This is a genomic window from Giesbergeria sinuosa (assembly GCF_042652905.1).
Classification (GTDB): domain Bacteria; phylum Pseudomonadota; class Gammaproteobacteria; order Burkholderiales; family Burkholderiaceae_C; genus Simplicispira; species Simplicispira sinuosa.
On sequence record NZ_JBHSHJ010000011.1, the window covers coordinates 1 to 23532 of the forward strand.

Below are 23532 nucleotides of genomic sequence, written 5' to 3' on the forward strand. Positions count from 1 at the left end.
TGGCTTGGACTTGCACCTTCACCACCACATTCAAGTACCAGCGCCCGCGTGTATCTTGGCTGAAGCTGCCAGCGCGCAACTCGTAGTCCGCCAGACCGTAGCTGTCCCAGAGGCTCAATTTCTGACCCGCAAAAGCGATTTGCCCTGCCTTGTATTGCACAGCACGCGCTTTGAACGGAATCCAGCCCAGACTGTATTTGCTGCTCTGGGGGTTGGAGACGCGCCAGCGCAGTTTGGCTTTTTTGAATTGCTTGCGTACTTTGGCGTAGTCCTCACACACCTGTTGCACGGTGGGCGAACCAATCTGCACACAGTCGCACTTGCTGAACCCATTGGTCAGCTTTTGCAGGTCGTAACCAGTCAGAAACTGGTGGCGCTCGCGGATGGCGCGGTGGCTGGTTTCGTTGCAAAAATTCCAGACCTGATTGACCTCACGCGCCATCAACGCGAGCACTTTGGCGTGCTTGTCTTTGATGCGCAGACGCAGGGTTTTGGTGCAGTCCATGATGTAGATTATGGATTGCTAATCCCTATTAGCACGCCTACGGCGTGCGCGCTCTCAACCCCGGACTGAACTCCGGGGCTTCCCGCGCACCGGGTGAAAACCACGATTTCCGACAAATTTAGTCAACTCAATTTTATTGACTAAACAATAATTGCCTAGTCAATAAAATGCAGGCATGTCCATGATTCCCCCACCCACCCCAGGCAACTTTTATTCACCAGAGCACTATGAGCCAGGTCAGAGCGTGGGCTATTGGATGCGCAAGGTGGTGGAATCCATTCGTGTGCAAGCCGATGCACGGCTGGCTGTGCATGGAGTTACTGCAGTGCAGTGGGTGCCGCTTTTTCTATTGCTCCAATCTGGGCGCAGCACGGTGGCCGCTTTGTCGCGCCAGATTGAGATTGATCCGGGCGCTATCACCCGTGCACTCGATCGGCTAGAAGCCAAGGGATTGGTACAGCGCCAGCGTTGTAGCCAAGATCGCCGCGTCGTGCATGTGGTGTTGACGGAAGCGGGGCGCAAAGTGGCAGAACAGGTGCCCGCTGTGCTGGCCGAGGTGCTCAACGGTCATCTGTGCGACTTCAGCCTAGAGGAGTGGGAGCAATTGCAGCATCTGTTGCAACGCATGTTGCTCAATGGTAGCCGCTGGTGCCAACCCTCTGGGGCTGAGACTCCAGACCTCTAAACCATTCTTGCTAGTGCTTTATGCCAATTTCTGGTTTTTTTCCCCGCCCTGCACGAATGGTTTGGGTGTTGGTGGCATGTGCGACTGCCGGTTGCTCTACCCCCGGCCCTGAACACCTGCCTTTGGCCACCACCACGGCCGCCATGTTGGGTCTGGGTGTTGCGCAAACGGCGGAGGTTTCTGCACAGTGGTGGCGGGGGCTAGGCGATGGGCAACTGAACCACCTGATGGCACTGGCCCTGCAAGGGCATCCCAGTCTGGCAGCAGCCCGCGCCCGGCTGGCCCGCGCGCAGGCGCTGGCCGATAGCAGCCGTAGCGCAGATGGCCTGCATGCCAGCCTAGGCGTTGATGCCACCCGCCAACGCTACAGTGCCCACGGTTTGGTGCCCGCACCCATCGCCGGAAACACTTGGAACAGTGCCAACCTGCAAGCCAACTTGGGCTGGTCACCCGACTTTTTCGACCGCAATGCCACTGAGCTGGCTGCGGCCTTGGGGCAGGCACGGGCGGCCCAGGCCGATGCCGCAGTGGCTGCTCAGGCACTGGCTGCCCAGTTGGGGCGCAGTTATATTGCCTTGGCCCGGTGGTTGGCCCAGCAAACGGTGGCGGAGCAAACCCTGGCGCAACGCCAGAGCTTGCTGCATTTGACCCAGCAACGGGTGGCTGCGGGGCTCGATAGCCAACTGGAGGTCACGCAAGCACAGGCCGCCCTGACCGAAGCGCAAACGCAACAAGAGGCATTGCAAGAGCAGATCACTTTGGCGCGGCGTCAGATTGCGGTGTTGTGTGCCCAAGCCCCCGATGCCCAATCCACGCTCACCCCCAGTCTTGAGCAATTGGTGCTGGAGCCTGTGCCCGCTATTTTGGGGGCGGATTTGTTGGGTCGCCGTGCCGATGTGGTGGCGGCTCGCTGGCGCGTTGAAGCGGCCCTGCAAGGCGTCACAAGGGCACGCGCCGATTTTTATCCTGATATCCATTTGGGTGCCTTTGTGGGGCTGAATGCCTTGGGCGTGGGTCATCTGTTATCGGCTGGGGCACGCCAGATCGGGGTGACACCCGCTTTGCGGCTGCCGCTGTTTGATGGAGAGCGCCTGCGTGCCCAACTGGGCAGCCGTCAGGCGGAGCTAGACAGTGCCATTGCACAGTACAACGGCGCTGTCTTGGAGACCGTGAAACAGGCGGGCGATGCTGTGGCGTCAGTGCAATCGTTGGCTCGTCAGCACACCCTGCAAGCCCAAGCCAGTGCCGAGGCCGAGGCCAGCTACCGTTTGGCAGAACAGCGCCACCGTGCCGGTTTGTCCAATGCCTTGGCCCTCTTGCACAGCCAAAGCCCACTGCTGGTGCAGCGGCGTCTGGCGCTAGACGTGCGCGCACGGCAACTGGACACCCAGGTGGTGCTGATGCAGGCCTTGGGTGGTGGCTGGCACGACGATACCGCTACCTTGACCACAGCAGTCCGCTGACGGCTGCGCATCTTTGGTCTCCTCTTCGTATCTGAAAGTTCTACGCCCATGAGCACCCTGACCTCTACCGAGATGAAAACCGCACGCCGTCGTGGTTTGGCCCTGATTGCTGCTGCCACGTTGGTGGGAGGTGCGGGCTGGGCGAGCTGGCAATGGTGGCACGCCGGGCACTTCCAAAGCACTGACAATGCCTATGTGGCAGGCCATGTGGTGCAGATCACGCCGCAGGCGGCTGGCACAGTGGTGTCCATTGGTGTGGAAGACACCGAGTTTGTCCGCGCCGGGCAAGTGCTGGTGCAGCTGGATGCGGCAGATGCCCGCATTGCACTAGAGCAGGCACAGGCACAATTGGCCCAGACGGTGCGTGAAGTGCGCACGCTGTTCGCCAGTCATGGCGCACTCAAAGCACAGATTCGCCTGCGTGAGGCCGATTTGGCCCGCGCCCAAGCCGAGGCTGCCCGGCTGCAAGACGATGTCAATCGCCGAGCGCCCCTGCTCGCTACCGGCGCAGTAGCACAAGAAGAACTCCAGCATGCCAAGGCCCAGTGGACATCGGCCCAAAGTGCAGTGGCGGCAGCCCAATCGGCCTTGCTGACGGCCAAAGAGCAATTGCTGGCCAGCCAGACACAGACCGATGGCACCACACCACAAGCGCACCCCAGTGTGCAGCAGGCAGTAGCCCGCGTCCGTGAGGCCCATCTGGCGTTGGAGCGCACACAGTTGCGCGCCCCGGTAGATGGGCATATCGCCAAACGCGCGGTGCAACTGGGTCAACGCGTGGCTGCCGGTGCCCCCTTAATGACCGTGGTGGCGCTGGACAAGCTCTGGGTTGATGCCAACTTCAAGGAAAGCCAGTTGCAGAGCCTGCGCATGGGCCAGCCTGCCGAGTTGACTGCCGATGTGTATGGCACCAAAGTGGTGTACCACGGCACGGTGGCTGGGCTGGGCGCTGGAACGGGGGCCGCTTTTGCTTTGCTGCCTGCACAAAATGCCACGGGCAACTGGATCAAGGTGGTGCAACGGGTGCCTGTGCGTATTGCGCTGGATGCCAAAGAGGTGGCAGCCCATCCGTTGCGCGTGGGGCTGTCGATGGAGGCGGTGGTAGACGTGCGCCAGCAAGAGGGCAAATCGTTGGCCGATACGCCGCGCACCGCACCAGCCCAGAGCACCCCAGTGTTTGACACCCCCCAACACACCGCTGATGCTCAGGTGCAAGCCATCATTGCCACCCACTTGGGCCATCCGCCGATGCCGAACGCCAGCCCCGCCCGTGCGGTGCAATAAATGTAGGCCATTGCGATGAGTGTGACTGCACCCCCCCCAGCCCAAGTTCCTTTGCAGGGCAGCACCCTGCTGTTGGGTACCTTGGCACTGTCGTTGGCAACGTTCATGAACGTGCTGGACTCTTCCATCGCCAATGTGTCAATTCCGGCCATTGCCGGTGATTTGGGTGTCAGTCCTAGCCAGGGCACCTGGGTGATCACCAGTTTTGGCGTAGCCAACGCCATTTCCGTGCCGCTCACGGGCTGGTTGACACAGCGTTTTGGGGCAGTGCGTTTGTTCACTTGGAGCGTATTGCTGTTTGTACTGACTTCCTGGCTGTGCGGCTTTGCCTCGTCGCTGGAAATGTTGGTGCTGTTTCGGGTGTTGCAGGGGCTGGTGGCTGGGCCCATGATTCCACTGTCGCAAACGCTGTTGCTGTCCAGCTATCCGCGTGCCAAGGCTGGCACGGCGCTGGCGCTGTGGGGGGTGACTACGCTGGTGGCTCCGGTAGTGGGGCCACTGCTGGGGGGCTGGATTACGGATAACGTTTCTTGGCCGTGGATTTTTTATATCAATGTGCCCATCGGCTTGCTGGCAGCAGTTATCACTTGGGGCATTTATCGCCATCGTGAAACCCCCCGTCGCAAGCTCCCCATCGATACCGTGGGCCTGTCGTTGTTGGTGCTGTGGGTGGGTGCTTTGCAACTGATGCTGGACAAGGGCAAGGAGTTGGATTGGTTTGCCTCTGGTGAGATTGTCCTCATGGCTGTGGTGGCAGTGGTCGCTTTTGCGGTGTTCATCGTCTGGGAGTTGACCGATGCACACCCAGTAGTGGATTTGCGGCTGTTTGCCCGGCGCAACTTCGCCTTTGGTGCGTTGGCATTGTCGGTGGCTTATGCGCTGTTTTTTGGCAATGTGGTGTTGTTGCCGCTGTGGTTACAGCAGTGGATGGGCTATACCGCCACTTCAGCCGGGATGGCATTGGCACCTGTGGGGGTGTTTGCCATCTTGCTGACGCCACTGTCTGGGCGCAAAGTGGCCGTGTGGGATCCCCGCCGCATGGCAACGGCTGCTTTTATGGTGTTTGCATTGGTGCTGTGGATGCGTTCGCAATTCACGGTAGAGACCGATATGCGCCATATCCTGATCCCCACATTGATCCAGGGTGGTGCAATGGCCTTCTTTTTCATTCCATTGACCACATTGACGTTGGCTGGATTGACCCCAGACCGTATTCCCGCCGCAGCGGGCCTGAGCAATTTTGTGCGCATCACGGCGGGAGCCATGGGCACCTCGATTGCCACCACCTTGTGGGACAACCGTGCCGCCATGCACCATGCCCACCTGACGGAAGGGCTGGTGCAAGGCCAAGGGGTGTTTGCCAGTACGCTCGATGCCTTAATGGCCTCGGGCCTGAGCAACACACAGGCATTGGCGCAGATCAATCGCCTGATCGACCAGCAAGCCTACACCCGTGCGGCCAATGACGTTTTTCTCGGCTCGGCTGGGATGTTTTTGGTACTGATCAGCCTAGTGTGGTTGACGCAGCGCCCACCACGCATGGGCGCTGCTGGGGCTGCGGATGCCAGCGGTGCCCATTGAGCGCATAGCGGCACCATACACCGTTATGGGGGTAGCAGCCAGTGCTGGCGCTCCTTGGCAATTTCACGCAGAAAGCCCCACACGGCCTGCATTCGGGCCAAATGCTTGGACTCGGCGGGCATACTCATCCAAAAGGTGCGGGTAAAGCGGGCTTCTTCGGGCAGTACGCGCATCAGGAGTGGGTCGCGGTCGGCCAGAAAGGCCGGTAGCACTGCCAGCCCTGCCCCAGCGCGCACAGCCTCGTGTTGTGCGGTGATGCTGGTGCTGCGAAAGGCAAAGCGTTCAGGCTGGTGTAGGGCATCCAAAAACTGCAGTTCTTTGGTAAAAAGCAGGTCATCCACATAGCTGACAAAAGCGTGGTGGCGCAAATCTTCACGCTGTGTCACCAAGGGGCGGCGGGCCAGATATTCACGTTGACCATACAGATGCAGCACATAGTCGGCCAGTTTGCTCACAATGACCGGCCCGCGCCGAGGGCGCTCCAGCGAGATCACAATATCTGCCTCGCGCCGCGACAGATGCACCATGCGTGGCAGGGCCAACAAATCGATGGACAGTTGTGGATGGCGTTGTGTTAACCGGGCCAGTTGTGGCGCCAGAATCAAGGTGCCAAACCCCTCAGTGGCGCCCACACGCACCAACCCCGCCGGGCCGCTGCCCGCCGCAGGCACAACACGCTCCACCCCCATGACCGCAGACTCCATCGCCTCTACCGCAGGTAGCAATTGGCGCCCCAGTTCGGTGAGTCGGTGGCCCCCGGCCTCGCGGGCAAACAGGGCGGCCCCCATTTGCTTTTCTAGTGCCTGAATGTGTCGCGCCACAGTGGTGTGGTCTACACCCAAATGCCGCGCCGCACTGACCAGGGTGCCCGCACGGGCCAATTGCAAAAAGTAGCGCAGGTGATTCCAGTCCATCGTGTTACAGGCAGGCAAGGGATGTGCATTTTTGCAGATCAATTGCGCAAAATTGCCTATTGTTTGAATAAAACCGCACAGATAGGATGCAGTGGCTCGGGCATATAGCCCCATTTCCAGGAGACAACACTGATGACTGCACCTTCCGTCAAACTGCTGATCAACGGCCAATTCGTCGAATCCCAGACCACCCAATGGCGCGATGTCGTCAATCCCGCTACCCAACAAGTGCTTGCCCGCGTGCCCTTTGCCACGCCCGCAGAAATTGACGCTGCCGTCGCTGCTGCCAAAGAAGCCTTCAAAACTTGGAAGAAGACCCCCATCGGCACCCGCGCCCGTATCTTCCTCAAGCTGCAACAGCTCATCCGCGAAAACATGGGTGAACTGGCCGCCCTGCTGACGGCAGAACAAGGCAAAACCCTGCCCGATGCCGAAGGCGATGTGTTCCGTGGCCTCGAAGTGGTAGAGCACGCCGCCAGCATTGGCAACTTGCAATTGGGTGAGCTGGCCAATAACGTGGCCAGTGGTGTGGATACCTACACCCTCTTGCAACCGCTGGGCGTGTGCGCTGGCATCACCCCCTTCAACTTCCCAGCCATGATTCCGCTGTGGATGTTCCCGATGGCGATTGCCACTGGCAACACCTTCGTGCTCAAGCCCTCCGAGCAAGACCCACTGGTGACCATGCGCTTGGTCGAGCTGGCGCTGGAAGCCGGTATTCCTGCCGGTGTGCTCAACGTGATTCACGGTGGCGAAGATGCCGTGAATGCCATTTGCGACCACAAAGACATCAAGGCGGTGTCGTTTGTGGGCTCCACCAAAGTGGGCACCCACGTCTATAACCGCGCCACGCTGGCAGGCAAGCGTGCCCAGTGCATGATGGGTGCCAAGAACCACGCCATCGTGCTGCCCGATGCCAACAAAGAACAAACCCTGAACGCCATTGCCGGGGCATCGTTTGGTGCCGCTGGTCAACGCTGCATGGCCCTGCCAGTGGTGATTATGGTGGGCGAGGCCCAACAATGGGTGCCCGACTTGGTCGCCAAGGCGCAAACCCTCAAGGTCAGTGCGGGCACGGAAAAAGGCACCGATGTAGGCCCAGTCATTTCGCGTGGTGCATTGACCCGCATTGAAGGCCTGATTGAGCGCGGCGTGGCCGATGGCGCAACGCTCGAACTCGATGGCCGCAAGCCCACAGTGCCCGGTTATGAAGATGGCAACTTTGTCGGCCCGACCATTTTCTCGGGCGTGCAGCCCGGCATGGCAATTTACGACCAAGAGATTTTTGGCCCCGTGCTCAGCTTGGTGGCTGCCAAAGACTTGGACGAAGCCATCGAATTCATCAACGCCAACCCCAATGGCAACGGCACAGCCATCTTTACCCAGTCGGGTGCAGCGGCGCGCAAGTTCCAAGAAGAAATCGATGTGGGCCAAGTGGGCATCAACGTGCCCGTGCCTGTGCCGGTGCCGCTGTTCTCGTTCACGGGCTCGCGCGCTTCTAAGTTGGGCGATTTGGGCCCCTATGGCAAGCAAGTCATCCTGTTCTACACCCAGACCAAGACCGTCACGGCCCGCTGGTTTGACGACAGCACGGCGGGTCAAGGTGTTAACACCACCATCAGCCTGAAGTAATAAGCCACGAGGCTGTGGGCCGGGGTGGCACTGGCGCTGCCCCGGCCCACAGCCTTGCAGAACCCTGCTGGAGACTGTTGTCTATGGATTTTGAGCTGACCGAAGATCAACGGGCTTTCGCGCAAACCGCACGCGATTTTGCCCAAGCCGAATTGGCCCCCCATGCCGCCCATTGGGATGCCGAGGGCATTTTCCCGCGTGAGGCCATCGCCAAGGCGGGCGAGTTGGGTTTCTGCGGCCTCTATGCCCCCGAGAATGCGGGTGGTCTGGCTTTGCCCCGGCTCGATGCCACGATGGTGTTTGAAGAACTGGCCGCGGTAGACCCCTCTACCACCGCCTTTATCACCATCCACAACATGGCAACTTGGATGTTGGGCACTTGGGCCACCGATGCCGTGCGCACCACTTGGGGCGAGGCACTGACCACCGGCCAAAAGTTAGCCAGCTACTGCCTGACCGAACCCGGTGCCGGTTCTGATGCCGGTTCCATCAAGACCCGCGCCCAACGCACCGATGCTGGTTATGTGATTAACGGTGCCAAAGCCTTTATCTCGGGTGCTGGCAGCACCGATATGTTGGTGCTGATGGCCCGCACCGGCAGCACCGAAGACGGCGCTAAAGGCATTTCTGCCTTTGCCGTGCCAGCCGATACCCCCGGCATCAGCTACGGCAAAAAAGAAGAAAAAATGGGCTGGAACAGCCAACCCACGCGCACCATCAGCTTTGATAACGTTTGCATCCCCCACGACCACCTGCTCGGCCAAGAGGGCGAGGGCTTCAAAATTGCCATGAAAGGCTTGGACGGTGGCCGCATCAACATTGCCACCTGCTCCGTGGGCGCGGCCCAAGGCGCATTGACGCAGGCACAGGCCTATATGCAGGAGCGCAAACAGTTTGGCAAACCGCTGGCCAGCTTCCAAGCCCTGCAATTCAAGCTGGCCGATATGGCGACCGAGCTGGTAGCCGCCCGGCAAATGGTGCGGCTGGCCGCCAGCAAACTCGATGCTGCGGCTCCCGATGCCAGCACCTATTGCGCGATGGCCAAGCGTTTTGCCACGGATGCCGGTTTTACCGTTTGCAACGAGGCACTGCAACTGCATGGTGGCTATGGCTATATCCGCGAATATCCGCTAGAGCGTCTGCTGCGTGATGCCCGCGTACACCAAATTTTGGAAGGCACCAACGAAATCATGCGCGTCATTATTGGCCGCCGCATGTTGGATGCCGATGCCCCCGACGCTATCCGCTGACATCACCTCACCCCCATAAAACACACTGGAGACATCTTCATGAATATCGCATTTATCGGTTTGGGCAATATGGGCGGCCCTATGGCCCTGAACCTGCACAAAGCCGGCCATACCGTCAAAGCATTTGACCTGTCCACCGCCGCTTGTGACAAGCTGGCTGCCGAAGGCATCACCATTGCTGCCGATACCGCCGCTGCGGTGCAGGGCGCCGAAGTGGTGATCAGCATGTTGCCCGCCAGCGCCCATGTCGAAGGGCTGTTCTTGGGCACAGGCACGCAAGCTGGTATCTTGCCCCTGTTGCCTGCGGGCGCTTTGGTGATTGATTGCTCCACCATTGCTGCGGCCAGTGCGCGCAAAGTGGCCGAAGCCGCACAAGCCCAAGGCGTGCAATTTATCGATGCCCCGGTGTCTGGCGGTACGGGTGGTGCCATTGCGGGCACCCTCACCTTTATGGTGGGTGGCGAGGCTGCTGTGCTGGAGCGTGCCCGGCCCTTGTTGGAAAAGATGGGGGCGAATATTTTCCATGCAGGTGCTGTGGGGGCAGGCCAAACCGCCAAAATCTGCAACAACATGCTGCTGGGTATTTTGATGATTGGCACTTCCGAGGCCATTGCTTTGGGCGTAGCCAATGGCCTAGACCCCAAGGTACTGAGCGAGATCATGCGCCGCAGCTCGGGCGGCAACTGGGCTTTAGAAAAATACAACCCCTGCCCCGGCGTGCATGAGAATGCCCCTGCCAGCAAAGGCTATGCCGGTGGTTTTGGCACCGATTTGATGCTGAAAGATTTGGGCCTATCGCAAGAAAATGCCACTGCCGTGAAGGCGTCCACGCCCTTGGGTGGATTGGCCCGCAATCTCTACGCCATGCACAGCATTGCTGGGCAGGGTGGGCTAGATTTCTCCAGCATCATTCAGATGGTGGGTAAACGCTGATCTGCACAGATAGACCCCTGGCTGCATCCAAGCCGACCTTAAAGGTCGGCTTTTTTTTTACTTCAACACACCTTACTATTCGTAAAAATCTATCCATTCGCACCGATCGATAAGCAAAGATGTCACAAAAAGACACAACCTGAATGGGTCTGCTCTTGGTGTTCGAGTGCTTTTCCTATCCCTTGCCATGCTCACTATTCCACGACGGAAAATACTGAAACAGTTGCTGGCAGGGTGGGGCGGCTGGGAGTTGTGTGTCGCCCATGCTGAAGACTGGCCCACCAAACCCGTCAAGATCGTGGTGCCTTTTCCGCCAGGGGGGTATGCCGACGTTTATGCCCGCCTCTTGGCCGAGCACATGGAGGTTGCGTGGGGCCAGCCTGTCACCGTCCATAATCGTCCAGGCAATGGTGGTGTGGTGGGCGCTGGGGCCGTGGCACAGGCCGTGGGCGATCACCAAACCCTCTTGATGGGCACGGTCGGCACCCATGCTATCAACGCATCATTGTTTGCCCGTCTGCCATACCACCCTGTGACGGATTTTTCTGCGATCAGTTTGGTGGTTCAGGCCGAAGGTGTGCTGGTGGTGCCAGCCGCCTCACCCGCCAGAACCGTACAGGAACTGATTGGATTGGCACGGACACACAACAATTTCAGTTTTGCTTCCGCGGGGCCGGGAACAACCAGCCATTTGGCGGGAGAACTGTTCAGGCATAAAAATAGGCTCAATCTCATCCATGTGCCTTACAAAGGTAACAGTCCGGCCCTGATAGATCTGATTGGCGGACAAACATCCATGATGTTTGCCACCCTGCAAACCGTGATGCCACATTTGCAGTCGGGGCGGTTACGGGCCTTGGCCGTACTAGGGGCACTGAGCACCACCCCACCGCCGTTGGTCAGAGGGTTGCCATCGCTGGCAAAGTCCCCTTGGATGGGCAAGGCGCTGGAGAACTGGGCGGGTCTTTTTGGGCCTGCTGGCATGTCTGCGGCGGTGGTGCAGAAGATCCATGCGCAAGTGCAGCGCATTTTGCAATTGCCGGTGGTACAAGCACGTATGCACGCGGAAGGCATGCACTTTGTGCCCATGAGCAGCCATGAATTTTCCCAGTTCGTGCTACAAGAGATTCTTGCATGGCGGGAGACTGTCCAGGCTTCTGGGGCCGTGATAGAGGGGTAAATCCTTGCTGGGGTGGCCGATGGAGTCAAGGGTTGTCGGGCAGCTCGTGCAAGGAAAAAGGCGATGCGCGCTGCAGCCCGATTTCGCCACAATCGTGCTCCATCAGTCTCTCTATGATGGTTTTGATGCAGTGGGCCACTTGGCGCGTTGCTTCGGTATAGGGGCGTTGGCTGGCAGAGGCCAGCATCAGACGGGTATGGATTTCTGGATTGCGCAGTGGAAACGCCACGAGGCGTTCAGTTTGTAGCTCTTCTCTGACGGCCGATGGCCCGAGCACGGTATGCGCCAAACCCGCAGCAATGATGTCTTTGGTAATGCGCAGGCTGTCTACTTCATACGCCACATTTAACCGAAAACCCTGTTGTTGTGCGGTTTGCTCCAGTGTCCGACGCAATCCATGTTGGCGACTAGACAGCAGCAACGGGACACGGGCCAATTGTTCAAAGTCGATTTCTGTGTGTGCTTGGTGTTCACACGGTGCTGCATGGGGGGCGCAGATCAGTGCCAGCCGGATATCGGCCAACGGTTCCAGCCGTATATGGTGAGAGCGGCGTGCGTGGTGCAGCACTGCCAAGTCAAGCCGAGCATCTTGCAGCCATTCATGGATATGGCCGCTGTAGCCCTCCACCACATTGAGGCGTATGCCCGGAAATTGCTGGCGCACCATGTGAAACAACGCTTGCCCTAGAAAACTCACTGTGGTGGGGGGCATACCCACCGCGACTTCGCCTGCCACCTGTTCACGGCTGGCACGCATGTCTGCGGCCACTTGGCGCAACTGGCTGAGCAGTGGCTGTACGCGGGCAATGAATTTCTCTCCGTCGGGGGTCAGGGCCACCCCGCGCCCGTGGCGGTACAGCAACCGCACTGCACATTCTTCTTCTAGTTTTTGCACCTGCCGCCCTAGGGATGGCTGGGTAATACCCAATACAGCCGCTGCCCGCGAAAAGCTGCCTAACTCGGCCACTTGCAATAGGTATTCGATGCGTTTGAGATTCATGGTGCTGGTGCAGTGTAGTGCTGGATTTTGCACAGTTACTCTGAAATAGCTCCCAGTCTTGTGCCTCTAACGCATAGCTGATAGAGCAAGTAGGGGCATCTCAAAGATGGCGCAGACCGTAATCTCATTACCCCATTGCCCTTTGGGAACTTGCCTTATGACCGCGCTGATTTCTCCCATTTTTGATAGACCCACCATCCGCCAAAACATTGTCTTTATTGAAGACAACCTTACCGATTGGCAAAAACTGGTGCCATCACTGGCATCAGAAGCCCATGTTGTGGTGCTTGACAGCCAAAAAGACGGGTTGCAGCAGATGGCGGAGTATTTAGCCGGGTTGCCACAAGGCAGTGTCGATGCTATTCATTTGTTGAGTCATGGCAGTGCTGGTCAAGTGCAACTGGGCTATACCACTTTGGGGACGCACAACCTACAGGGGTATGCAGCAGAGCTAGCCATGATTGGCCGTGCCTTGAGCGCAGAGGGCGACTGGCTGCTGTACGGTTGCGATGTGGGGGCCGCAGAGGCAGGCGCCTCTTTGCTAGCTCAGCTGCACCGCATGACCCAAGCCGACATAGCCGCATCCACCAACCTCACAGGCCATGCCGCACAGGGAGGCGACTGGGTGTTGGAAACACGTGTTGGTGAGGTGAGCGCCGCTGGATTGGTATTGCCTGACTATATGAATGCACTGGCCGTCACCGTGAGTAATAACTTTGCTACAGGATTGAATTCTCCTGTGGATTTAACCACGGATAGTCAGAATAATTTGTATGTGGTTTCTTACGACAATAATCAAATATATAAAATAAATTCTGTGGGCGGTGCTATTTCTGGTGGTGCTGCCGGGGCAGGGTTTTTTAGTGTCTCTGTAGTAAATATCGTATCCGTAGCGATTGATTCTTTGGGCAATTTATATGCTGGGACGGGAAATAGAAATCATTCTGTCATTAAATACCCGGCCAGTGGCGGTGTGCCTGGCAATTCGGATGGGGTGGATGTTGCCACTGGTTTTAATCTGATTGCTGATCTTTTGGTAGCATCAGATGGGTATTTGTATATTGCAGATTCTGGTGACGGCAAGGTTTATAAGATGCCCAACGTGGGTGGCCCTTTTACGCCAGTCAACGCATTGGAATTTGCCGTGGTTCCAGGAGCGCAGCAAATCTACATTGATGCCAATAACAATCTGTATGCAACCAGTGCAGATAGTAAAAAAGTTATTAAATTCTCAGCGTCAAATGGGCAAGTGTCTCTTAGCAGCCCGAGTGACTTTATCACTGGCTTGTCTTATCCACAAAACATTACCAGCGATGGGGTTCATTTTTATGTGGGTGATGAAGGGACGTTGTATAAATTTGGTCTTTCTGGTGGCGTGGCCGCCCCGGCCAATATTGAGCACACCTTTTCTGGGGCATCCATTACCGAGGTGATGTGGGCTGGAGCGGGGTCTAATACACTGTATGTGACGTTGGATAACAGCACCATCAGCAAGATTGCGCTCTCTGCATTCAATACTGCACCGACCATTACTTCTGATGCCGTTGGCGCGGTGGATGAAAATGCCGATATCAGCACGGTGGTGTATACCGCCACTGCCTTTGACGCAGAAAGTAACGCCATCACCTATTCGCTGTCTGGCACAGATGCCAGTTTGTTCTCTATCGGCAGCACCACGGGTGTGTTGCGTCTGCTGGCATCGGCCAATTACGAAGCCAAGAGCAGCTACAGCATTGATATCGTGGCCAGCGATGGCATCGCCAGTTCCACTAAACCAGTGACTATCCATGTCAATGATTTAAATGATGCCCCGGTGTATTCCAGCGGTAGTACGGGCAGTGTTGCCGAAAATGCCGCCACCACTACGGTGGTGTACACAGCCGTCGCTACCGATCCGGATGGGGACACCATCACCTATACCCTTTTGGGTACCGATGCTGCCTTGTTCAGTATCAATGGCAGCACTGGCGCAGTAACGCTCAACGCCTCGGCCAACTACGAAGCCAAAAGTAGCTACAGCATTAGTGTGTTGGCACAGGATGGTGTGACCACCACGCCGAAAGCAGTCACCATCAATGTGACCAACATCAACGAAAAGCCAGTGCTGACGGCCCCGGCCTCGCAAAGTGTCAATCAGGGCGTGGCAACGGCTCTCACGGGGATCAGCGTGGCAGACCCGGATGCTGGTGCCAATATGATCACCATGTCGCTGTCGGTACCGGCGGGCACATTCACCAGCATGGGCAGTGGCGGTGTGACCGTGCTGGGCAACGGCACCAGCGCCATCACACTGAACGGCACACAAACCAATATCAACGCCTTCATGGCGGCCAGCAAGGTGCAATACACCACGGCTGTTGGTGCCACTGGTACTGTGACATTGAGCATTGGCTCTAATGATGGCGGCAATACGGGCGTTGGTGGTACACAGACCGACAGTAAGACCGAAACCTTGAATATTGCGGTAGCCAATGCTGCACCAATTGTCACCAGTGGTACCAGCGGCAGTGTGGCTGAAAATGCTGCCACCAGCACGGTGGTGTATGCCGCTACCGCCAGTGATCCCGATGGTGATGCGCTCACCTACTCGCTCACGGGCACCGATGCTGCCTTGTTCACTATTGATGCCGCTGGCGCTGTGCGCCTGATCAGTGCAGCCGACTTTGAGGCCAAGCCCAGCTACAGCGTGGTTGTCAATGCCAAGGATGCCACCAATGCGGCGGCCACCCAATCGGTCACTATTCAGGTCACTGATGTTGATGAAGCACCACACTTTGCCAGCGGTGCCACTGGCACCGTGGCAGAGAATGCCGCCACCAGCACGGTCATTTACAACGCAGTGGCCAGTGATCCGGAAAGTGGCACAGTGAGCTATTCATTGGCTGGAGCCGATGCCAGCGCATTCACGATCCACAGCAGCACCGGCGCACTGACGTTGAACACGTCAGCCAATTACGAAACCAAGAGCAGCTACAGCCTGACCGTGATTGCTGCGGATGCTGCCGCCCATACCACGGAACAAGAGCTCACTGTCAATGTGAGCAACCTGAACGAAAAACCGGTCATTACCGCACCGGCTTCACAAAACATTCTCCAGGCCAGCGCCACCGTCCTTACGGGCATCAGCGTGGCCGACCCGGATGCCAGCGCCAGCCTGATCACCCTCTCGCTGTCGGCAGCCGCAGGGAGCTTTAGCGCCACCACCGGCGGGGGGGTAACGGTCACTGGCAGTGGCACCAACGCCATGACCCTGAGCGGTGCCCAAAGCAGCTTGAATGCCTTTATGGCAGGCAGCGGTGTCAGCTACACCAGTGCTGTGGGGGCCACTGGCACCGTCACACTCAACATTGCCAGCGACGATGGCGGCCATAGCGGTGCAGGCGGCACACAAACTGACAGCCAAACAGAAACCCTGAACATTAGTCTGGGCCCCAGCACCACAGTGAGCACGGTGGTCTTCTCTGCGGACACAGGAGTCAGTGGCACTGATTTGGTGACCAACACCGCCGCCCAAACCATCACCGGTACCCTGAGTGCTATCACCGTAGCCGGTGAGACGGTGGAGGTCTCTTTGGACAATGGTGTCACTTGGTTGGTGGCCACCAACACCATCGGCCAAAACAACTGGAGTTTAGGGGCGCAGACCCTCGCGGCCAGCAACACCCTGCAAGCACGGGTTTCCAATGCTTCTGGAACTGGTACGGCCTTGGCACGGCCCTATGTTTTGGATCAGGCGGTTCCAACCACCACGATTGCTACCAAAACTCTCTTGGCCGATACCGGAGCCAGCAGTATCGACTTTATTACCTATACCGATGAACAGACCGTTAGCGGCACGCTGAATACAGCCACTGTGACCGGAGAAATCGTGCAGGTTTCTCTAGATAATGGTGCCACTTGGACTACAGCTACCAATACCATTGGCTCTAGCAGTTGGACGCTGGCGGGGCAGACACTGATTGCCAGTAACACCCTGAAGATACGCGTGGCCGATACAGCAGGTAATACGGGTACTGAGAGTAGCCAAGCCTATGTATTGGATACCGTAGCGCCCAGTCTTCATGCGGCAGGTAGTACCCCTGCGGACAATGCAGCCAGTGCAGGTATTGGTAGCGATATTACGCTGCGTTTCACAGAAGCCTTGCATTCCAGCTCAGATACCAGCAAAGTCTATTTGAAGGATATCGTGAACCACACTCTCATTGCGGCCACGGTACATATCAATGGCAGTGGTGAGATGATTATCCAACCCAACACCCCATTGGGTTATGGTGTAGCTTATTACGTGAATTGGGATGCTGGTGCCCTGCAAGATACTGCGGGTAATGCAGCGGTTGGGGTTAACGACACCAATACTTACAACTTCACTACCGCTAGTGCGCCCGCACCAGCACCAGCACCAGCACCAACTCCCGATCCTGCACCCACCCCAGCTCCAGCTCCAGTTCCTGTACCCACACCCACTCCTGCACCTGCACCTGCACCTGCACCTGCACCTGCACCCAATATCGAGACGGTGGACGGCACCACCGTTCACACACAAATCACGACCCAGACCGACAGCAGCGGCCAAATCCTCACCACCACTACCCAAACCATTTCCCCTGTCAGCAACTCCCGCCCCGAAGATGCCAACACCCCCCACGGCGCACTGGCCGATATCCCCTTGGCGAAAGACAGCACTGGACAACCTTTGTTGCAGGTGAGCTTGCCCGTCGGTGTGGGCCTGACCTCCGAAAGCATCGACGCCAGCCGTTTGACTCTGCGCGAAAAGCTCATTCAGGCCAGTCAGCCCCGTATCGATCTGCCGGCTGACTTTCAAGATGTGTTGGCCCAAGGCATTGACCAGTATGTTCCCGGTGTTGCCGACCCAGATCAAATCACGGTGCGTACCATCACCCTGGGCACTACCAGCACCACGGCACCTGCCGAGGCCATCCTCATTCGTGGCACCACGGGCACTGGTGAAGACGACAGCCACAACCCGCAGCGCGGCGAGGCACTGGTGATTGATTGTCGCCAGTTGCCCCCCGGCACCATGCTGGATTTGAGCTTGGTCGAGTTTGCCATCGTCATTGGCCCCACCCACGCCTTTGGTGGCACTGGGCGCAACTATGTGATTGGCGATGGTAGTGCCCAATTTCTGGTGCTCGGTGCGGATGATGATGTGCTGCGTGGCGGCGATGGTGACGACACCATTGGCTCCCAAGGCGGTGACGACCAGCTCTTTGGGGATGGGGGCAACGACTGGGTGGTGGGCGGTATCGGCAACGATACCTTGCAAGGCGGTCTGGGCAACGACCTGCTTCAAGGCGGGGCCAGTGATGCAGGACACTGGCGTTTTGCGCTGACCCCAGCAGGATGGCTGCATGTGGCCTTCACGCCCCAACACAGCCCACTGGCCAATAGCACTGGGGGCAGCGTGACAGATGCTTGGAGCAATGATCATGGCAGTGGTTTGATCACCGATCCGCGCTTTGCCTGGATCTATGACGACTACCCCGTGGCCCAAGACGCTGCCCTGCTGGTGCATGCACTGGTGGGGCAACTCCCTACCTTAACCGCTATGGGGGCTTTGGCGGGAGGCGATTACAACAGCACTGACCTGGGGGCTATGGCCCATGCTTACTGGTTACAAACCCATGCTGCGCTGGCGGCCTCGTCTATGCAGGTGCAGGTGGCTGCCGTTTTGGAGCAGGTGTGGGGCGCGGGCCAAGCGACTACAGAACTGACCGCCCTGGGCGTGGACTATCTGAACGCCGGTGGGAGCTGGTCTGCTATCTGGCTGGCCTTGGCCCAACATCCGCAACACAGCCACGGTTTGCGTGATGCCCAGGGCTATCTTTCGCTGATTGACCAGCATCTGAGCGAGACGGGTTGGTCGGTAGAAGCGGGCAACAACACCCTGTTGGGTGGGGGCGGTCACGATGTGTTGGTGAGCGGTCATGGTAGCGATACGCTCGATGGTGGCGAAGGGACAGATATGGCGGTGTATTGGGGTGCCTTGCTCGATTATGAAATCGCCCCGATACCCCATGCCAACACCGGGGGTGGGCATGATGCACTGATGCGGCACAAAGCCAGTGGTGCGGTGGATGTGTTGCGGGCGATAGAAATGCTGCAAGTGGGCGGTGTGGTGTACCAGATGCCAGAAGATCCGGCCCAATCGACCAGCCCACTGTATGTGGAACTGGCCGACCATCTGTTGTTGGTGGGACAGGCCACGGAGGGTGGGCTGGCTTGGAACCAGAATTGGCTTTGGTAAACCGCCCTTTGCTGCTCCAGATGTTGCACCAAAGCATCTGGCGTGGTGGTTACAACCCCTCGGCCAATGTGTCAGCCCAGTCGTAGAGTGCCCCCAAAATGGCTTCGGCCCGTTCGTCCGCAGTTTCAGACAGTTGGTCGATTTCTTGGTGCAACTGTTCTAGGGTACGTGCGCCGCCCTGCCCATCGAGCAGGCAGGCACTGCGGTGGGCCAGCCAGCGTTCTTGTTCCATATCGTCTAGCGATTCATAAAAATTCCGCGCCCGGTAGCGGAACAGGATTTCATCCAGCCGGGGGTCATCAAAGTGGCCGTGTACCCGTGCCAGCGCATCACCGTGGGCCCGGCGCAAATCGTTCAGGCGGTAGCGGTCGTTAGGGCCTACAAAACCAGCATACAAGGCTTGCTCTACATCCAGCGCAGGTTCTGGCGCACGGGCAAACACTGTGGGCCAGATCGCGCTCATGTCGGGCAGATCACGGGCCACGGCGGCGTGTTGTAGGGCTTGGTCGATGTCGATGCCCCAACGTTGGGCCAGTGCGGGAGTGAGGGTTTTTAAGTTGCTCACCACCATGGGTGACTTGTTCAAATGGATAGTCTTGATGGGCAGGCGGCAGACGCCCTCGGGCAAATCGGCACTGCGGGTAAACAGGCGCAGGCGCAGGGTTTCTGCATCTATGTTGGCCAGTTCGCTGGGGTTGTGGGCCAAGTCCCAGACGATGACTTCATTTTTGTTGGTGGGGTGCTGGGCTAAAGGCCAAACTACGGCCAAGCAGCCTTGTTCTGCCGGAAACATGCCCGACACATGCAAAAAAGGCCGTGCCGTTTGTGTCGTCACCGGCCAATGCAGCTCTGCTGCCACGCGGTCTTTTTTGTGCAATGCAAAGCAAAAATCGAACAAACGTGGGTTGTGCTGGCGCACCAACCGGGCCAGTGCAATGGTGGCACGTACATCCGACAAAGCATCGTGTGCCTGTGCATGGGCCAGACCATTGGCCCGGCTCAAGTCTTCAAGCTTGAAGCTGGGGCTGCCATCGGCCTTGGTGGGCCAGACGATACCTTCTGGGCGCAGTGCATAGGCCATGCGCACCACGTCCAGCAAGTCCCAGCGGCCACATTGGTTTTGCCATTCACGGGCATAAGGGTCAATCAGGTTGCGCCAGAACAGAAAGCGCGTGAACTCGTCGTCAAAACGGATGGTGTTGTAGCCCACGCCCACGGTGCCGGGGCGGGCCATTTCTGCCTCAATACGTGCGGCAAACTCGCGCTCGGGCACGCCCCACTGCCCCGCCTGTTGTGGCGTGATACCGGTGATGAGGCACGATTGCGGATCGGGCAGGTAGTCGTTGGACGGCTGACAGTACAGCATCAGTGGCGCATCGATCTCATTCAACTGGGCATCGGTGCGGATGGCGGCAAACTGCGCGGGCCGATCACGCCGGGGGTCTGCGCCAAAGGTTTCGTAATCGTGCCAAAGAAAAGTGTGGTTGGACATGGCGCAGTGCCCCAAAGGCAAGGAAGGAGGGTAAGAAACTTTAACGGAAACAGGCCGCTACAGCTTTAGCTGTGGATGTGGACAATGTCGCCGGTGGAGCGGCTTTGCAGCCGGGCATACAGCCCCCCGCGGGCCAGCAGTTCGGCATGGGTGCCTTGCTCCACAATGCTTCCGTGCTCCATCACCACGACACGGTCAGCGTGTTCAATGGTGGAGAGCCGGTGCGCAATCACCAGCGTAGTGCGGCCTTGCATCAGGCGTTGCAGGGCTTCCTGTACCAGCCGCTCCGATTCGGTGTCTAGTGCCGACGTGGCCTCATCCAGAATCAGGATCGGTGCATTTTTGTACAAGGCACGGGCAATGGCCAACCGCTGGCGTTGTCCACCCGAGAGCTGGGTGGCATTGTGGCCTACGGGTGTGTGCATTCCTTGGGGTAGGGCGGCCACATGGGCCGCCAAGTTGGCGGCCTCCAGACAAGCCTGCACACGCGCCTCATCTACCACAGTGCCCAAGGCCACATTGGCGGCAATGGTGTCATTGAACATCACCACATCTTGGCTTACCAGTGCAAACTGAGCGCGCAGCGCCTGGAGTTGCCAGTCTGCCAGTGTGTGTCCATCCAACAAAATGTCGCCGGTGGTGGGAGTCAGAAAGCGCGGCAGCAAATGCACCAAGGTACTTTTGCCAGCACCAGATGGCCCAACCAGCGCCACCACCTCACCGGGCTTGATCACCAGATTGACCTCGGCCAGCGCCGGTGCTTGATCGGTGCCAAAACGTACACCCACTGCCCGCAATTCCAACGTGCCCAGTGCATGGGTGGGGGCGTAGCTGCCACCCTTTTCTGCAGGAGCCTCCCCCAACAAGGCCAGCCCACGCTCTAGGGCAGCCAGCCCACGGGTGATGGGGCTGCTCACATCGGCCAGACGGCGCAGCGGTGTGATCAGCATCAGCATGGCCGTGATGAACGAGATAAAACCACCCACGGTTAAATCGTTTTGTGCCAGCCCCAACGTGCGGCTTTGCCATAGCGCCGTGCAAATCACGGTGGACAAGGCTGCAGCCGCCATCAGTTGTGTCAGCGGCGTCATGGCCGAGGCAGAAATGGTGGATTTGATGGCCAGTTGGCGCAGCTCTTGCCCCAGTGCAGCAAAGCGTTGCGCTTGGCTGGCTTGGGCGCCATGCAGGCGTACCATGCGATGTGCCAGCACATTCTCTTCGACCACATAGGCCAAGGCGTCGGTGGCTTGTTGGCTGCTTTTGGTCAGCCGGTACAGGCGGCGCGAAAGGGTTTTCATGACCCAGGCCACGCCGGGGGCCACCACGGCCACAATCAGGGTCAGTTGCCAGTTCAGGTAGAGCAAATAAGCCAACAGCGCCAACAGGGTAAAGCCATCGCGCGAGATGCCCAGTGCCGCCTGCACCAGCAGTGTGGAGCCAGTTTGCACTTCATACACAATGGTATTGGCCAGGCTGCTGGCCGATTGCCGGGAGAATAAACCCATTTCGGCGGCCAGCAAGCGGTCAAATAGGGTGCGGCGCAGGGCCAACATGCCCTCATTGGCAATGCGGGCCAGCGCATACTGCGCGGCAAACAGCGCCAGTCCGCGCACCAAAAACAGCCCCATGATGGCTACAGGCACTTTCCACAACGCCAGCGTGCCTTGGGTAAAACCTTGGTCTAACAGTGGTTTGAGCAAGGCGGCCAAAAGGGGTTCGGTCAAGGCACCGGCCAACGTGCCGATGATGGCCAAGCCCCAGGCGAGTCGTTGACCGCCAAAATACACGGCCAGTCGTGCCAAACGGGTGCTCAGGCGCGCATGGGCGACGTCAGAGGAGGGCTCAGAGCCGACTGGCGTTGTAGAGTGATCAGTGGTTTGCATGTGGCGCGGATTCTACGGTTGCCACTGTCCTTGCCTTGGTGCTTGCACACATGGTTTTTGCGCCTTGGTAACATCGCCGCTTCTGTTCGGCCATTGCCCGACTCCTGTCCGCTTATGACCCACCACCCGATCTTCCCCACCTCCTCTGTTGCGGCTCTGCCGCGCCTGTCCCGTCGCCATGCCCTGACTGCTGCGCTGGCTTCTTCGGCCCTGCCGGCGCTGGCCCAGTTCCGGGTCGAAGTCTCTGGCGTGGGTCTGACCCAATTGCCGGTGGCTATTGCCCCTTTCCGTGGCGAAAACCAATCGCCACAAAAAATTGCCGCCATCGTGCAGGCCGACCTCGAACGCAGCGGCCAGTTCCGTGGTGTGGATGCCAGTGGCACCTCCATGGATGAGAGCATGCGCCCTGATTTGGGCCAGTGGCGGCAAAAATCTGCCGAGGCACTGGCCGCTGGCAGCATCACTCGGTTGGCCGATGGCCGTTTTGAAGTGCGGTTTCGTCTATGGGACGTAGTGCGCGGTCAGGATATGGGCGGCCAAAGTTATGCCGTAGTCACGGCAGATCTGCGGTTGGCAGCCCATCGGGTGGCCGACTTTATCTATGAAAAACTCACCGGCCAGCCGGGCATTTTTTCTACCCGTCTGGCCTATGTGACCAAGGCGGGGCCACGCTACAGCCTTTGGGTGGCCGATGCAGACGGAGAAAACGCCCAAGCCGCACTGTCGAGCCCAGAGCCTATTATTTCTCCGGCTTGGTCGCCTTCGGGAATGCAACTGGCGTATGTGTCGTTTGAGTCGCGCAAGCCAGTGGTTTATGTGCACGACATTGCAACTGGCCGCAGGCGCCTGATTGCCAATTTCAGAGGGTCTAATAGTGCTCCGGCTTGGTCTCCTGATGGCCGCACTTTGGCCGTTACCCTGAGCCGCGATGGCAATTCGCAGCTTTATGCCATTGATGCCAACGGCGGCGAGCCGCGCCGTCTGATGCAAAGTGCTGGCATTGATACCGAGCCGGTCTACTCTTCCGATGGCCGCAGCATTTATTTTGTCAGTGACCGGGGGGGCGCACCACAGATCTACCGTGTAGCCGCCTCTGGGGGCAGTGCTGACCGTGTCACCTTCACGGGCAGCTACAACATTTCGCCCAGCGTCAGCCCCGATGGCCGTTGGCTGGCCTATATCTCGCGTGTGGGCGGAGCGTTCAAACTGCATGTGATGGAGCTTTCTAGCGGCAATGCCACAGCCATCACCGATACCAGTGCCGATGAAAACCCCAGTTTTGCCCCCAACAGCCGCTTGATTGTTTATGCGACCCAGCAGCAAGGCCGCGAAGCCCTGATGACGACGACCCTCGATGGGAAAATCAAAGCCCGTTTGGCCGGTCAGGGCGGCGATATTCGCGAGCCTGACTGGGGGCCATTCCAAAAGCAGTGATTTTTCGTAGTTTCTTTATTATTTTTCAAGT

15 protein-coding genes are annotated in these 23532 nt (G+C 58.4%); 10 read left to right on the plus strand and 5 right to left on the minus strand.

The window, feature by feature from the left end:
* The coding region (locus ACFO6X_RS12510) for a nuclease/transposase family protein (protein ID WP_460536911.1) at window positions 1-505 on the minus strand (505 nt) is incomplete at its 3' end.
* 175 nt (window positions 506-680) lie between these two features.
* Between ACFO6X_RS12510 and ACFO6X_RS12515 the strand changes: the two genes are divergently transcribed.
* Genes ACFO6X_RS12515 through ACFO6X_RS12530 form a run of 4 tightly spaced genes read left to right on the plus strand, consistent with a single transcriptional unit; the run spans window position 681 to window position 5518 of the window.
* Window positions 681-1190 (plus strand): MarR family winged helix-turn-helix transcriptional regulator, encoded by a 510-nt coding sequence (locus tag ACFO6X_RS12515; RefSeq protein ID WP_382433539.1) that lies wholly within the window; start codon window positions 681-683, stop codon window positions 1188-1190.
* A gap of 56 nt (window positions 1191-1246) precedes the next feature.
* Window positions 1247-2653, plus strand: a complete 1407-nt coding sequence (locus tag ACFO6X_RS12520; protein ID WP_382433747.1) for an efflux transporter outer membrane subunit — start codon at window positions 1247-1249, stop codon at window positions 2651-2653.
* Window positions 2654-2701: 48 nt separating this feature from the next.
* A complete protein-coding gene (locus tag ACFO6X_RS12525) occupies window positions 2702-3937 on the plus strand; it encodes an HlyD family efflux transporter periplasmic adaptor subunit (protein WP_382433541.1) in 1236 nt (411 codons plus the stop codon).
* 15 nt (window positions 3938-3952) lie between these two features.
* Window positions 3953-5518, plus strand: coding sequence for a DHA2 family efflux MFS transporter permease subunit (locus ACFO6X_RS12530; RefSeq protein ID WP_382433543.1), 1566 nt, complete (start codon window positions 3953-3955; stop codon window positions 5516-5518).
* A 23-nt stretch (window positions 5519-5541) separates the two neighbouring features.
* Here ACFO6X_RS12530 and ACFO6X_RS12535 read toward each other — a convergent pair whose 3' ends face one another.
* Window positions 5542-6432, minus strand: a complete 891-nt coding sequence (locus ACFO6X_RS12535) for a LysR family transcriptional regulator (RefSeq protein WP_382433545.1) — start codon at window positions 6430-6432, stop codon at window positions 5542-5544.
* A gap of 132 nt (window positions 6433-6564) precedes the next feature.
* Here ACFO6X_RS12535 and ACFO6X_RS12540 point away from each other — a divergent pair, with 132 nt between their 5' ends.
* The 4 genes from ACFO6X_RS12540 (at window position 6565) to ACFO6X_RS12555 (ending at window position 11427) form a co-directional block, all read left to right on the plus strand.
* Window positions 6565-8064, plus strand: a complete 1500-nt coding sequence (locus ACFO6X_RS12540; RefSeq protein ID WP_382433547.1) for a CoA-acylating methylmalonate-semialdehyde dehydrogenase — start codon at window positions 6565-6567, stop codon at window positions 8062-8064.
* An 83-nt stretch (window positions 8065-8147) separates the two neighbouring features.
* Window positions 8148-9314 (plus strand): acyl-CoA dehydrogenase family protein, encoded by a 1167-nt coding sequence (locus ACFO6X_RS12545; RefSeq protein WP_382433549.1) that lies wholly within the window; start codon window positions 8148-8150, stop codon window positions 9312-9314.
* A 39-nt stretch (window positions 9315-9353) separates the two neighbouring features.
* Window positions 9354-10247 carry a 3-hydroxyisobutyrate dehydrogenase gene (gene mmsB / locus ACFO6X_RS12550; protein ID WP_382433551.1) on the plus strand — a complete coding sequence of 298 codons (894 nt, stop codon included), beginning with the start codon at window positions 9354-9356 and terminating at the stop codon, window positions 10245-10247.
* 187 nt (window positions 10248-10434) lie between these two features.
* Window positions 10435-11427 (plus strand): Bug family tripartite tricarboxylate transporter substrate binding protein, encoded by a 993-nt coding sequence (locus ACFO6X_RS12555; protein ID WP_382433553.1) that lies wholly within the window; start codon window positions 10435-10437, stop codon window positions 11425-11427.
* Between the two features lie 25 nt (window positions 11428-11452).
* On the opposite strand, the gene ACFO6X_RS12560 is transcribed toward ACFO6X_RS12555, so the two are convergent.
* On the minus strand, window positions 11453-12427 hold the full coding sequence (locus tag ACFO6X_RS12560) for a LysR family transcriptional regulator (protein WP_382433555.1): 975 nt from the start codon (window positions 12425-12427) through the stop codon (window positions 11453-11455).
* Between the two features lie 157 nt (window positions 12428-12584).
* Here ACFO6X_RS12560 and ACFO6X_RS12565 point away from each other — a divergent pair, with 157 nt between their 5' ends.
* The gene (locus tag ACFO6X_RS12565; RefSeq protein ID WP_382433557.1) at window positions 12585-18692 is read left to right on the plus strand and encodes a DUF4347 domain-containing protein; all 6108 of its coding nucleotides are present in this window, start codon (window positions 12585-12587) and stop codon (window positions 18690-18692) included.
* Between the two features lie 49 nt (window positions 18693-18741).
* Here the strand turns inward: ACFO6X_RS12565 and sbcB are convergent, their stop codons facing one another.
* Both sbcB and msbA read right to left on the minus strand, forming a co-directional pair.
* Window positions 18742-20184, minus strand: a complete 1443-nt coding sequence (gene sbcB / locus ACFO6X_RS12570) for an exodeoxyribonuclease I (protein ID WP_382433559.1) — start codon at window positions 20182-20184, stop codon at window positions 18742-18744.
* A 65-nt stretch (window positions 20185-20249) separates the two neighbouring features.
* Window positions 20250-22067: a lipid A export permease/ATP-binding protein MsbA gene (gene msbA, locus ACFO6X_RS12575; RefSeq protein WP_382433561.1), complete on the minus strand. Its 1818-nt coding sequence runs from the start codon at window positions 22065-22067 to the stop codon at window positions 20250-20252.
* 114 nt (window positions 22068-22181) lie between these two features.
* Between msbA and tolB the strand changes: the two genes are divergently transcribed.
* Complete coding sequence (tolB, locus tag ACFO6X_RS12580) at window positions 22182-23501, plus strand: Tol-Pal system beta propeller repeat protein TolB (RefSeq protein WP_382433563.1); 1320 nt, start codon at window positions 22182-22184, stop codon at window positions 23499-23501.
* Window positions 23502-23532 lie beyond the last annotated feature (31 nt).